13 protein-coding genes, 1 tRNA gene and 1 riboswitch are annotated in these 11971 nt (G+C 70.0%); of the genes, 1 reads left to right on the top strand and 13 read right to left on the bottom strand.

Annotated features, from left to right (window positions below):
- Nucleotides 1–82: 82 nt before the first annotated feature.
- The 9 genes from HY726_11740 to HY726_11700 form a co-directional block, all read right to left on the bottom strand.
- Nucleotides 83–1012: an EamA family transporter gene (locus tag HY726_11740; GenBank protein MBI4609666.1), complete on the bottom strand. Its 930-nt coding sequence runs from the start codon at nucleotides 1010–1012 to the stop codon at nucleotides 83–85.
- A gap of 150 nt (nucleotides 1013–1162) precedes the next feature.
- Nucleotides 1163–1477 (bottom strand): EthD family reductase, encoded by a 315-nt coding sequence (locus HY726_11735; protein ID MBI4609665.1) that lies wholly within the window; start codon nucleotides 1475–1477, stop codon nucleotides 1163–1165.
- Between the two features lie 95 nt (nucleotides 1478–1572).
- A complete protein-coding gene (locus HY726_11730) occupies nucleotides 1573–2478 on the bottom strand; it encodes an alpha/beta hydrolase (GenBank protein MBI4609664.1) in 906 nt (301 codons plus the stop codon).
- 599 nt (nucleotides 2479–3077) lie between these two features.
- Nucleotides 3078–3584: a hypothetical protein gene (locus tag HY726_11725; GenBank protein ID MBI4609663.1), complete on the bottom strand. Its 507-nt coding sequence runs from the start codon at nucleotides 3582–3584 to the stop codon at nucleotides 3078–3080.
- Nucleotides 3585–3616: 32 nt separating this feature from the next.
- Nucleotides 3617–4045, bottom strand: a complete 429-nt coding sequence (locus HY726_11720) for a hypothetical protein (GenBank protein ID MBI4609662.1) — start codon at nucleotides 4043–4045, stop codon at nucleotides 3617–3619.
- A gap of 340 nt (nucleotides 4046–4385) precedes the next feature.
- A riboswitch (cyclic di-GMP riboswitch) is annotated at nucleotides 4386–4466 on the bottom strand.
- Nucleotides 4467–4698: 232 nt separating this feature from the next.
- Entirely contained in the window at nucleotides 4699–5469 is a 771-nt protein-coding gene (locus tag HY726_11715) for a VOC family protein (GenBank protein ID MBI4609661.1), read from the bottom strand.
- 287 nt (nucleotides 5470–5756) lie between these two features.
- Nucleotides 5757–6752: an LLM class flavin-dependent oxidoreductase gene (locus tag HY726_11710; protein ID MBI4609660.1), complete on the bottom strand. Its 996-nt coding sequence runs from the start codon at nucleotides 6750–6752 to the stop codon at nucleotides 5757–5759.
- A 16-nt stretch (nucleotides 6753–6768) separates the two neighbouring features.
- The gene (locus HY726_11705) at nucleotides 6769–7179 is read right to left on the bottom strand and encodes a DUF4864 domain-containing protein (GenBank protein ID MBI4609659.1); all 411 of its coding nucleotides are present in this window, start codon (nucleotides 7177–7179) and stop codon (nucleotides 6769–6771) included.
- Between the two features lie 73 nt (nucleotides 7180–7252).
- Nucleotides 7253–7702, bottom strand: coding sequence for a D-tyrosyl-tRNA(Tyr) deacylase (locus tag HY726_11700; GenBank protein MBI4609658.1), 450 nt, complete (start codon nucleotides 7700–7702; stop codon nucleotides 7253–7255).
- 115 nt (nucleotides 7703–7817) lie between these two features.
- Here HY726_11700 and rtcA point away from each other — a divergent pair, with 115 nt between their 5' ends.
- Nucleotides 7818–8882 carry an RNA 3'-phosphate cyclase gene (gene rtcA, locus HY726_11695; protein ID MBI4609657.1) on the top strand — a complete coding sequence of 355 codons (1065 nt, stop codon included), beginning with the start codon at nucleotides 7818–7820 and terminating at the stop codon, nucleotides 8880–8882.
- A gap of 160 nt (nucleotides 8883–9042) precedes the next feature.
- Here rtcA and HY726_11690 read toward each other — a convergent pair.
- The 4 genes from HY726_11690 to HY726_11675 form a co-directional block, all read right to left on the bottom strand.
- A tRNA-Phe gene (locus HY726_11690) sits at nucleotides 9043–9118 on the bottom strand.
- A 70-nt stretch (nucleotides 9119–9188) separates the two neighbouring features.
- Nucleotides 9189–9518, bottom strand: a complete 330-nt coding sequence (locus HY726_11685; protein MBI4609656.1) for a hypothetical protein — start codon at nucleotides 9516–9518, stop codon at nucleotides 9189–9191.
- Between the two features lie 4 nt (nucleotides 9519–9522).
- A complete protein-coding gene (locus tag HY726_11680) occupies nucleotides 9523–10863 on the bottom strand; it encodes an aminotransferase class III-fold pyridoxal phosphate-dependent enzyme (protein ID MBI4609655.1) in 1341 nt (446 codons plus the stop codon).
- Entirely contained in the window at nucleotides 10863–11747 is an 885-nt protein-coding gene (locus HY726_11675) for a DUF4392 domain-containing protein (GenBank protein ID MBI4609654.1), read from the bottom strand. Before HY726_11675 ends, HY726_11680 begins: the two co-directional genes overlap by 1 nt.
- Nucleotides 11748–11971 lie beyond the last annotated feature (224 nt).

The raw sequence follows: 11971 nt of genomic DNA, 5'->3' as shown, positions 1-11971 counted from the left end.
GCTCGTCGGGAGCCCCTCGGCTCGAACTGCCATTCCTGGGGGAGGCCTCGGAGGGGGCCGTCGAGGCCCCCTCCGACTTTCCTCACCGGGCCGCCGCCACGCAGGCCACTCCCGCCAGCACGACGGCCGCGCCCGCCAGGCGTGGGCCGAGCCGACCCTCGCCCAGCCAGCGGGCGCCGATGATCGCCGACAACACGATCGACAGCTCGCGCGCCGCCACGACGTATCCGACCTTCGAGAGCCTGAACGCGAAGAGGACGAGGAGGTAGGAAGTGAGGTTCATCGTGGACGCGACCAGGATGGCCCGCCAGTTCGTCGCCCACTCGCGGCGCAGCGCCTCGCGTTTCGCCACGACCGCCGGGAGCAGGAGCAGGACAGAGCCGAACCCCAGGAGCCCAATGTACACGACGGGATGCAGGCGCGCGACGCCGGCCTTGTCCACCAGCGAGTAGGCCGCGATGGTGAGCCCGGTGACAAGCGCCCACCACTCGGGCCTCGCGCGGCGGGTGGCCTGCCTCACGGCACGGCCGAACCCGCCACGCTCGAACCACCACGTGCCAGCGCCCACTCCGGGGTGGAGGACCGCGGTGCCCAGCGCGCCCGGCGCGAGGTGGAGGCCGACGATGCCGAGCACGACCAGCGCGACGCCGGCCGCCCCGAGGGGCGACGGGCGCTCGTCGAAGAGGAACAGCGCCAGCACCGGCACCAGTGCCACCCCGAGCCCCCGGGCGATCGGGTAGACGAGCGAGAACTCCCCCGACCGGTACGCCCGCCCGAGGGCGTAGAAGTAGAAGGCGTGCAGGACGATGGTCGTGCTGACGAACGGCAGCGCCTGCGCGGGGAGCCCGTCCACCCAGAGCCACCAGAGCGCGAACGGCAGCAGCCAGAGTCCCGCCAGGGTGATCGATGACCAGAGAAACGCCAGCGGGTCGCGCCCCTGCTTGGCCAGCGCGTTCCACGCCGCGTGCAGGACCGCTGCGCCGACCACCAGCGCGAGGGCCGTTCCGGTCATCGATGCGAGGTCATCTCATCCGCTGGAGCATGACCTGGACGGGGACGGCCGAGTGGGGCAGTTTCCCTACCATCCGGTCACCCGTCACGGTGAACGGTGCAGGCGAGCAGGAGCGGGACGCGCCTCGTAGCACGACGCGCCGTGATCCGCCTACCCCACGATCTCGCTAACCTGGATCTGCGGCCGGATGTCCGTGTAGTTCGGCACGTCGGCCATGAACTCCGCGCCGTGGGCGCCGATGGCTTTCTGGAAGTCGGCGATAGAGTTGAAGTAGAGGTGGCCGATGCAGACATAGGGCGCGGGCGCTCCCGGCGCCCCACCTGCCAGCCCCTTGTCGATCTCGAGGCGGACGAGCCCCAGGTTTGCGAGGCGCGACTTCACCATCGCCATGTGCTTCTTCGCGTAGTAGTCGTGGTCGAACCGGGCGCCTTCCTTGCTCGGATAGAGAACGGATACGCGGATCATTGGGCCCCCCCCTTGGCAACGGCTCTGTGGTCGTGGAGCATCATGAGGGTAAGTCCCGCGCTCCGGCGAAGTCAAGGCCGGTGAGGTCCTCGCCGTCAGCGCGGGGACGGCGTGGGGGCGCGGGGCTCCCAGAGCAGCGCCGACTTTGCGAGGGAGCGCGGGTCGCGCGCCGGCCAGCGGCCCGCCTCGACGAGGTCGAGGAAGTCCTGGAGCGTCCGGTTGAAGAGGTCGGGCTCCTCCAGGTTCGCCGTGTGCCCGGTCTTTGGGACGACCCAGAGCCCGGCCGTCGGGATCGCGCGCTTGAGGAACAGGTTCGGCTCGAGGCACGGCTCGTCCTCATCACCGGTCACGATCAGGGTCGGAATCGTCAGCTTCCGGAGCTGAGCCTCGAGCTCCCACACCGACGGCCGGAGCTTCTGCACCCCCCGCATGGTCAGCGCCGAGCCCTTGGCCGAGTGCTCGGCCAGCATTCGCGCGAACTCGGCCCAGCCCCGCGGGTCCTTCGCCTGGAACTGGACCCGGTAGGGGCCCAGCGCGTAGGTCTCCCCGACCGCGGCCATCCCCAGCGTTTCCAACCGCTGCGCCAGCGCTTCGGCATCCGCCTGGAACTGCTGCCGCTGTTCGGCCACCGAGCCGTAGCCGCACCCCGCGACCACGAGCGAGCGCGCCATCTCAGGGTGCCGGAGGCCGAAGTGGAGGGTCGCGAACCCTCCCATGGACAGCCCGACTACGTGGGCCTGCGCGATCTTCAGGTGGCCGAGCACGTGAGCGATGTCATCGGCTGCGATCGCCTGAGAGTAAGCGGCCGGGTCTTCGGGCACATCCGACGGCGGATACCCGCGCGCGTTGAACGTGATACAGCGATAGCGGCGCGAGAAGAACCGGACCTGCGGCTCCCAGCTCCGGTAGTCCCCGGCGAACTCGTGGACGAAGATGACCGGCAGGTCGCTCCCGGTCTCCTCGTAGTAGAGCCTCACCCCGTCGGCGGTCGCGTATGGCATCGTCCTCTCCCCCGGGCCCGGAGGAAGTCAGCGGTGGCCAGACAGAATACTCACCGGGCCGCGCGAGCATGCTATAACGGCGGCGTACCGCGTTCAATCGAAACCCGGTGCGGGTCCGGCCCACGAGGAGGCTGAACGATAGCGCGCCACGCTTCGCGGTGGGAGGAGATGCTGGAGCAGGCCAGGCCTGGAGCGCGAGAGGTCGCGCTGGTATCGGGGCGACCGGCGCGGCCTAGGGGAGTGAAGGGCTCGGTGCTCGACGCCGTGCTGGAGTCGGCAGCCTGCGGGCGCTGGGTGGAGGTGGACCGGGGTTGAACGGCCGCCGGTCCACAAGGAACGTGTCGGAGTAATACCCTTGGAGCGCGGGCTTCGCCCGCGCAATCAACTCGGGCCTCGCCTCGTGGCTCTTACTTACTCGGGTCTCGCCTCGCCGCTGGCGCAGGCGATGAAGCTGCCGGCGCCGAAGCGCATCGGCTCGAACTGCCACGCCTGCGGCTCGTCGGCAGCCCCTCGGCTCGAACCACCATTCCTGGGGGAGGCTTCGGAGGGGGCCCGGGTACCCACGCCGAAGGCGTGGGTGTCCCCCTCCGACCTCCTAGCTACCGGTTGAGCTCGTCGGCAGCGGAAATCAGGGCCGTCTGGCCGGGCGCCAGGGTGGCCGTCACCGGAGTCCCGACCACGGTTCCATCGGCCCGTCGGAACGTCACCCGCAGCGTCATGTTCTCGCCGGTCCCCGTGGTGCCGTTCGTCAGGATCAGCAGCGTGTCCAGATCCTTCCTGACGACGCGCCGGGAGCCGCGCTTACCGCGGTCGCGATCGTCGTCGTCCTCCTCGACTTCCGCCTGCATCACAAAGAGGGGAACCGTCACGCGCGTGTCGCTGGCGGCGAGCTTCGGCAGCGGGTAGGTGGCGGTCTTCTCGAGTCCGGGGTTGGTCAGGAGCGCGAGCCCGACAAGCCCGGACGGGTCGCCGGCCGTGACCTCGATCAGGATGCTGCCGATCTCGGCGTGCTGCCGGAGCGAGCGCGCCTCGGCGATGCTGCCCACCACCAACCCAACGACGAGGGCCACCATGCCTGCACGCAAATACATCTGTCGTCTGGTCATCTCGTCATGCCTCTTTGCATGTGCCCAGGCGGTCAGAGGAGGAGTCGGCCCAGGAGCTTGGCGCACCCGGCCAGCAGCGTGAAGACTACCAGGGCCAGTTCCTCGCTCCAGATCGCCAGGATGAGTAAACTGCAGAGCAGCCCGAAGCAGCAGAGGTAGAACCGGACCTCGGTCGGATCGGTCCAGACCCCCGGGTCGAGGGCCCACCGGAGCTTCTTCGCGAGGTAGAGAGGAGAGTAGAGAAGGTAGAGCGCGACGAAGAGCGCGGAGAAGGCCAGCACACCCCCGAGCGCTGCCCCGACCAGCCATCCCGCCCAGAGGACGACGGTCTCGAGCCGCTCGTCCGGGATCGCCAGGTGGATGCTCTCCCGCCGGTAGTAGATCGTCACGATGGCGATAGCGTAGAAGGGCAGCACGATCTCCAGCCAGGGCACGTTCGACGTGGACGCGCGCTGCGTCATCGTCGGTCCTCCCGCTTCTCCTCTGCTCGCGGCCTACTTCCCATTCGTTAGCTTCAGGCCGAGGGCCTGCAAGGCGCTATCCGGTAAATCCTTGAATCGGCGAAGGGAAAACCCCTGCTCTGCCCTTCCGTCTCGGCTCGTCCATGGTGTTCCCCCTTCTGTTTCGGGGGAGGAAGCGACAGCACGCGCGATGGCGAGCACGGACTGCTGGAGCGTGGGCAGTGGAACTCGAGAGCAGGTGGACGAGTTCGTGAAACAGCGTCGGGACTCTCTCGGGGCATGCAGACCTCCTTCACGGAGGATCCCTCATTCCCGAGGAGCGTGTGGCTGACGCCCTTCCTTCGGCAGCCCGGCTGTCAGGGCAATCGCCTGACCCGCGGCTTTGCGCCCCCGCCTCACGACGGGTTTGCCGTTATCGGGAAAGGATCTCCGCGCTAGATTCTTACGAATCCATTTAACGCAACCGACGTGCCAGGGTGCGGCGCGCACGCGAAGCGCCGGTGGCCCCGACGCGCCAAGCCGTCACATCAAGAACTTAGCGAGCGCTAGCGAGGGCCTGGTTGTGAGGACGACGGCAGGGGTCAGAGCGAAAGGGTCCTTCCTGCGGGCCAAAATGTCACGAGACTGCCGAAACGCGTCAGCGGATCGGGAGGTCAGACGAACGAGAGCCGCGCCCCGAGCGTCTTCGCCTCATCGAGCGAGCGCTTCTTCCCCGAGGTCGTCGTGAGAGTCGCCGCGTAGGGGGAGGACCCGCGCGTGCTGATCCACCGAGCGACCGGGCTCCCGGGTCCCCTCGGCGCGACGAAATCGAACACGTGCGGCCCGATCACGAAGCGCTCGCCCGCCGCGTCCACCTCCGCGCGCTCGACCTCGCGACCGTCGGCCCGAAGAATGGCGGCATACCACCCGCGGACAGTGGCCACGTTGTCCACGGCGACCGTCACCGTACCGATCCCGGTCACGCGGTTGGGGTGCACGCTTTCCCGGGGAACGCGCTCCTCCCGCGGCGTCTCGTCCTCGATCAGAAAGGGCGCGACTCCCCGGTGCGGACCGTGGGGAATGGACAGGACCCAGCTCAGCTTGTAGCCGTCGGGGCGGACGCGCGTCAACGGCTTCGGATCCTCGATGTTCGCGCCGGCCTGGCGGAACGCCGCCGTATCGCCCCGGAGGTCGTCGGTCCGCATGCAGAAGTCGACCAGGCCACCGCCCTTCTGGAGCGGCGCCCACCAGCGGTGCTCGGCGTTGGCCTCGTAGAAGGCGATGAGCTCGAGGTAGGAGCCGTCGGCGAACGCGATCAGCGCGTTGTGGGTGCCGATGGGATGGCGGCCGCCCGGCACCACGGTAAACCCGAGCGAGGCGTAGCTCCTGACCGCCGCCTCGAGGTCAGGCACGACGACGACGATGTGGTCGATCCCCAGCAGCATGGACCTAAATAACGCCCCACGATTTGGAGTGGTCGTGCGCAGGGGATGCCCTGCCGAGCGAATCCGACGAGCCGTAGCGGGCGGCGAAGCGCAGGTCACCGAAGCGCTCTGAGCGGCCCAACGGCGTTGGGCCGCGAAGACTACCCCCCGCCTCGGGGGGATGGGGGGGCCAGCGGAGGCGGCCGAGCGAGCCAGGGCCGTCGAGGCGAGGAGGCCTGAAGCGAGGCAGGGCGCCCCGGCGCACGGCTGGCGCGGACTCGTGATTACTCCAAATCATGACGGCCTATTTAGAACGCGGGCGCGACCTCGGTCAGGAACCGCTTGAGCTGCCCGCGCTGGTCCCACGAGGTCATCCGAAGGGCGATGTGCCCGAGCCCCGCGTCGAAGTAGGCGCGGAGCTGCTCGACGCACTGCCTGGCGCTGCCGGCAACCGTCCAGCCCTCGACAAACGCGGCGCTGAAGTTGGCCGAATAGTACCGGTCCAGGAACGTCTTGCTCTCCTCCAGCGCCGCCTGCCGGTCGTCGTTGATATTGATGTTGTGGTAGAGCGCGCTACCGAGGCGGGCGGGGTCGCGCCCCTCCTCACGCGCCATGGCCGTGATGCGCGCCCACTGCGCGCGGAACTGCGCCGGGGTGACCTTGTTCGTCATCCAGCCGTCCGCATAGCGGGCGACGCGCCTGAAGTTTCGCTCGACGACGGCCTCGGGGGCGCTGGCCCCGCCTTTCCACGTGAGCCCCGTGGGGTTACTCGCAATCCAGATCGGGCAGGGGTTCTGGACCGGCGGCGGCTCGAGGGTCACCCCATCGAACTGGTAGAAGCGCCCCGCGTGGGAGACGTTCTTCCCGTGAAAGAGCTTGCGGAGGATGGCGATCCCTTCCTCGAGCCGCGCGATCCGCTCGCTGGACCGGACCGCCATGACCGCGTGCTCGAGCGCCTGCGCCCGGCTCTGCTCGTCGGGCCCGCCGAGGCAGACGGCCAGCAGCGTGCGGCCGTTGGAGACGACATCGAGGCTGGCCCACTGGTGGGCGAAGAGGACCGGGTGGCGGTGGACGAACGTGGCCAGGCATGCGACCCCCAGCCGGACCCGACGCGTCGCGCCCGCCAGCGCCCCGAGCAGCGTGACCGACTCGAGCCGCGGCTTGGCGAGGAGGCTGTCCCCCACCCAGACGGTGTCGAAGGCGCGGGATGCCTCGGCCTCCTGGGCGAGCTCGATCAGCTCGCCGGCTCCGACGATCCCGATGATGACGCCGCGGTTGGCTAGGGTGAGTCCGAACGAGGCCACGTCGCGCTCCCCCGGGTCACATGATCCGCTGGGGCTGGCCGCTCCACGTGACGACCGCGTTGACCTTCCAGGCGTCGTCCTCCCACACCATCTCGTACAGGGCCTCGACGCTGTTGCCGTTCGCCCCCTGGACCCGGACGTGGACGTAGGCGTTGCCGTTGGACGCCAGCTCGGCGCGCGCGACGGAGGCGAGCGTCGAGCGCGCGATCTCCGGATAGCCGTCGGTGACCATGCGCTCGAACTCGCGGCGGTCGAACCGCTCTTTGATCGCCGCCGCCGCGAACGTGTACGCCGCGTCGAAGTCCCCCCGGCGGAAGGCCTCGAGCTGCTTGACCACAGACTCGGCCGCCGCCCCGGCGTCCGTCCCGGGCTGGGCGGACGCGACCGGGCTGGCCAGAAGCATCACGAGCAGAAGGAGGCGTCGCATCGATCCAGGCCGAGCGCCATTCATCTCACACTCTCGCGCCCGAGTTTGTCAAGCGACTCGCGATCCCCTCCCGCTAGAACACTTTCCGGCTGTCGAGGAGAAGCGTCACGGGACCCTCGTTGACCAGCGAGACCTCCATCCGCGCGCCGAACTCTCCCGTCTCGACCCGCAGCCCCCGCTCGGCAAGGACTTGACAGACGCGCTCGACCAGGCCACGCGCCGCGTCCGGGGGCATCGCGCCATCGAAGGACGGGCGCCGGCCCTTCCGGCAGTCGCCGTGGAGCGTGAACTGGCTCACCACCAGGACCGCGCCGCCGACCTCCTCCACGGAGCGGTTCAGCTTCGCAGTATCGTCCTCGAAGATCCGGAGCTCGGCCACCTTCCGGGCGATGTAGTCGGCGTCGGCCTCGGTATCCCTCGCGCCAGCGCCGACCAGCACCAGGAGCCCCGGGCCGATCGCCGCCACCATGCGCCCGCTCACCACGACCCGGGCTTCGCTCACCCGTTGCACCACCGCGCGCATCCGTCTCCTCTCCGGGCAGACTTTACCCGGCGGCGGCATGCTCCCACAACCTCGGATTCGCCGGGGGTGGCAGACCGTCACGCGTTCTCTGGCGGGAGCGACCTACAATGGTGGCATGACCGAGTTTCTCACGCTCGACGGTAGCTCCGGCGAGGGCGGCGGCCAGATCCTCCGCACCGCGCTTGCCCTGGCGGTCGCCCTCGGCCGACCCGTGAAGCTGGCCCGCATCCGGGCGCGCCGACCCAAGCCCGGGCTCCAGCCCCAGCACCTCACCGTCGTCCGCGCCCTCGCGGCGCTGAGCGATGCCACGGTGGTGGGGGACACACTCAACTCGACAGAGCTGACCTTCGTCCCGCAGGCGCTCCGCGGAGGCGCCTACCGCTTCGACGTGGGCGCCGTGAAGGAGAGCGCGGGCTCGGTCTCGCTCCTGTTTCAGGCGCTCCTCCTGCCTCTCGCGTTGGCGCAGGCCCCATCCCGGCTCACGCTCCTCGGCGGAACTCACGTACCGTGGAGTCCCCCCGTCCACTACCTCACCGACGTCTTCCTCCCCGCCCTCGCCGAGATCGGCGTGGAAGCCCACCTCGTGCTCAGGCGCTGGGGCTGGTATCCGGCCGGAGGCGGCGTGGTGGAGGCGACGATTCAGCCGACGCGCGGTCTTCGGGGCGTAGTCTTCGGGCGCCCGGAGGCTCCCGTTGAGATCTCCGGCCTCTCCGCGGTCTCCCGCCTCCCGCGCTCGATCGCCGAGCGCCAGCGCCGCCGCGCCCTCGAGCGGCTCGCCGCTACGGGGCTCAACGCCAGCATCGCGCTCGAAGAGGACACCTCAGCCCGCGGTCCCGGGACCGTGCTCTTTCTCACCAGCCGAGGCCGCGCTGGGTTCTCGGCCCTCGGACGCCGGGGCGTCCCCGCCGAGCGCGTGGCTGACGAGGCGGTCGATCAGCTCCTCGCGTACATCGCGACCGGCGCCCCGGTGGACGACCACCTGGCGGATCAGCTCGTGGCCTTCCTGGCCCTCGCGCGCGGCGAGTCGGCGTTCTCCTGCCCGACGCTGCCGCCGCACCTCCGGACCGTGGTCGAGGTCGTCGGGCGGCTGCTTCAGGTCAGGATCAGGCTCGAAGAAGGACCGCCGGCGAGGGTGTGGATCAGCCCGGAGGTGCAGACGGACGCGGCGCCGCGCGCCTGAGGGCTACCGCGCCTGGGACAGCATCCTGGCGGTACTCGTGATCTGGGCCGCGTGCTCCTCGGCGTGGTCGGCCAGGCGTCGGGCGAGAAACTCGACGGACATGGCGCTAGCAGTGATCTCCTGATGCTCGGGGCTCACGCGACGTCGCTCAGAAGCCAACTGGTGGGCAGGGCCAGAATTGAACTGGCGACACCAGGATTTTCAGTCCTGTGCTCTACCGACTGAGCTACCTGCCCACCAGGCTCGCTTACGTTACCAGACCGGTCCGGCCTTGTCCAGGCGAGGACCGGCCCTCGAGCCGCGCGGTCATTCCGCGGGCAGCGCTCCGGGCGGGAAATCGGACTCGAAGACGATCTCGTCGGTGTCGTTGATCTTGAAGGCCTCGTAGAGGACGAAGGAGATGTCGTGCTCCACCAGGAACCGGGTCAGCTTGGCCACGGCCACCGGGTGAGCGTCGACGTGGAAGGAGAGCGCGAGGTCGTCGAGGTCGTCGTAGGCCAGGAAGGCCCAGTTGCCCACCGCGAGCGCCTCGAGCTGCTCGTGAAAAGAGACGCCGCCCCGGAACTCGTCAGAGTCCTTGGAGAGCTCGTAGAGCTGGCGGAGCCGGGCGATCTTCTCCTCGGCGCTCAGCGCCACTGCCTTACATCCCCTTGAACCAGCCGTCGGCGACCATCGCGTCGAACGCCCGCGCGTAGCCCTGCACGGTGAGCGACAGGTCTTCCTCGGTGTGCACCGCCGAGACCCAGCCGTGGAACATCGAGCAGTCGACGCCGTTGTTCAGGAGCGCGCAGCGGAGCACCCGGTAGAGGTCGGCCCGACGCGGCTGGTCGAAGCCGGCGAGCCCGGGGCGCCCGTCGAAGGAGACGTGATAGATGGACACTTCGCCAAAGACCGCCCCCGGCGCTCCGGCGCGCTTCATCGCCTCCGAAAGCGCCGACCTGAGCTCCTCGCCGAGCTTGCTGGCGCGCGCCTGGAGGCTCCCGTCGGAGACGGCCTCGAGGGTGGTGATGCCGGCCACGGCCGAGAGCGGGTTGGCGTTGAAGGTTCCCTGCTGGGCCACCCGCTCGCTACGGTCCCAGCCGGGATCGCCGCGGTGGGCCAGGAGCTGCATGATCTCGCGCTTCCCCGCCACCGCGCCGCCGGGTAGGCCGCCGGCCACGATCTTCGCGAGCGTCGTGAGGTCAGGCGTCACGCCGAAGTAGGCCTGGGCGCCCCCCGGCGCGTAGCGGAAGCCGGTGATCACCTCGTCGAAGATCAGGACTACGCTGTGCCGGCTCGTCAGGGCGCGCAGCTCCTGGAGGAAGCCCGACACGAATGGGACCGTCCCGGCCTGGCCGCCGCCGGGCTCCAGGATCACCGCGGCCACGTCGCCGCGCTCGAGGAGCCCCTCGACCGCCTTCACGTCGTTGGGCGGGCAGAGGAGCACCTGGTCCAGGGTGGCTTCGGGGATCCCCGCCGAGAACGGCACCTCGTAGGGCGGATGGACGCCGGCCGCGACGCCGTCGTGCCAGCCGTGGAAGTGGCCGGTGAACTTGACGACCTTGGGCCGCCCGGTGTGGGCGCGCGCGAGACGCAGCGCCAGGTGGGTGGCCTCGGTTCCCGACATCGTGAAGCGCACCAGCTCGGCCGACGGCACGAGCCGCGCGACCCACTCGGCCCAGCGTACCTCCAGCTCGTGGCAGGCGCCCAGATGGGTCCCGCGCGCCGCCTGCTCCTGGAGCGCCGCGACGACCGCCGGGTGGCAGTGACCCAGGAGGAGGGCTCCGTGCCCCATCCAGTAGTCCACGTACTCGTGGCCGTCCACGTCCCACTTGCGCGGGCCCGCGGCGTGCTCGACGTAGATGGGGAACGGCGTGAGATGGCGGCTGTCGTGGGTGACGCCACCGGGGATCGCCCGGCGCGAGCGCTCCCAGAGAGCGAGGGAGCGGGCGTGCCGGGCGCGGTAGGTCTCGAGGACCCTGGAGGGTTCGGGACGAGGCATCATGTTCGCTTGCCTCCTCGCGACGCTTCGGACTCGATCACAGTTCGCAGCAGCTCCACGAAGGCGGCATGGGCCTCCACCGGGAGGCCATCCACCGTTGCCTCCCGCCGTCGCGTCAGGCCATCCACGCCTCCGGCCTCCGCGCACGCGGCGATCAGGCGCGCTTCCTCTTCGGGCGTATGGAGGAGCGGGCGTCGGGCCAGGAGAGCCAGGTGAGCGGTGACGCCGTAGGCGCCCCAGTTGGACGTCCCCGCCACGACCAGATGATCCACGCTCACCACGGAGGCGATGCGCCGGGAGAGGGGACCCCGGCGCACGAGACGCGCCCGGACATTTCCCATGCCGACCTCGTTGCCGCCGTCGCCGATGCCGACGGTCGTGATGCGGCGCCTGGGCAGGACGAAGAGCGCGTCGACGGGCGGATTCCACGCCGCGACCGATTCGCCGCGCGCGCTCCGGTAGTCGCCGTCGCTGGCCCGACCCGGTCGCTCCACCGCCACCAGGTGGGTCGGCGCCAGCTCGCGGAGCAGCCGCCGCGCTGCCGCGTCGGGGGGTTCGCCCTTCGGAAAGGCGACGACGTCCACAGGCTCGCCCAGCGCCTTGAGCGTCGCCTCCAGGAGCGGGAGCGTCGCCGCATCGCTCAGGTAGGTGACGCGTTTGCCTAGCAGCCGCAGGGCCCGCCCGAGCACCGTGGTGCCCGGTGGCCCGTCGGTCTCGGCGAGGCCGGGCCCGACGGCAAAGCCCGTGACCAGGAGGACACGCCGGCCCCGCGCGAGCGATGCGGCGGCGCGCCGCGCGCCCCCGGGAACGAAGAACGCGCCGATCCCGCGGCCGCTCGGATCAAGAGCCAGGAGGTGGTCAACGGAATCGAACGTCTGAGGCAATCGGATCGCTCCTTATCTAGATCGGAGGGGGACACCCACGCCTTCGGCGTGGGTACCCGGGCCCCCTCCGAAACCTCCCCCAGGAGAGGTTGCGCCGGCAAAGCCGGCGCTCGAACGCAGATCTACTCGGGCCTCGCCTCGTGGCGGGCCTGCCACACGGCATGGCCGACGTCCCTCGGCTCGAACTACTGTCGAGCATTGACCCTACCACCGTTCCCCGGGGC

Source organism: Candidatus Rokuibacteriota bacterium, assembly GCA_016209385.1.
Classification (GTDB): domain Bacteria; phylum Methylomirabilota; class Methylomirabilia; order Rokubacteriales; family CSP1-6; genus JACQWB01.
This window is presented reverse-complemented; position numbering and strand designations above follow the sequence as displayed.

What these genes read in the sequence shown, in the direction of transcription:
- HY726_11740 (MBI4609666.1), bottom strand. Translation starts at nt 1,012, where the DNA reads ATGACCGGAACGGCCCTCGCGCTGGTGGTCGGCGCAGCGGTCCTGCAC.
- HY726_11735 (MBI4609665.1), bottom strand. Translation starts at nt 1,477, where the DNA reads ATGATCCGCGTATCCGTTCTCTATCCGAGCAAGGAAGGCGCCCGGTTC.
- HY726_11730 (MBI4609664.1), bottom strand. Translation starts at nt 2,478, where the DNA reads ATGCCATACGCGACCGCCGACGGGGTGAGGCTCTACTACGAGGAGACC.
- HY726_11725 (MBI4609663.1), bottom strand. Translation starts at nt 3,584, where the DNA reads ATGACCAGACGACAGATGTATTTGCGTGCAGGCATGGTGGCCCTCGTC.
- HY726_11720 (MBI4609662.1), bottom strand. Translation starts at nt 4,045, where the DNA reads ATGACGCAGCGCGCGTCCACGTCGAACGTGCCCTGGCTGGAGATCGTG.
- HY726_11715 (MBI4609661.1), bottom strand. Translation starts at nt 5,469, where the DNA reads ATGCTGCTGGGGATCGACCACATCGTCGTCGTCGTGCCTGACCTCGAG.
- HY726_11705 (MBI4609659.1), bottom strand. Translation starts at nt 7,179, where the DNA reads ATGCGACGCCTCCTTCTGCTCGTGATGCTTCTGGCCAGCCCGGTCGCG.
- HY726_11700 (MBI4609658.1), bottom strand. Translation starts at nt 7,702, where the DNA reads ATGCGCGCGGTGGTGCAACGGGTGAGCGAAGCCCGGGTCGTGGTGAGC.
- rtcA (MBI4609657.1), top strand. Translation starts at nt 7,818, where the DNA reads ATGACCGAGTTTCTCACGCTCGACGGTAGCTCCGGCGAGGGCGGCGGC.
- HY726_11680 (MBI4609655.1), bottom strand. Translation starts at nt 10,863, where the DNA reads ATGCCTCGTCCCGAACCCTCCAGGGTCCTCGAGACCTACCGCGCCCGG.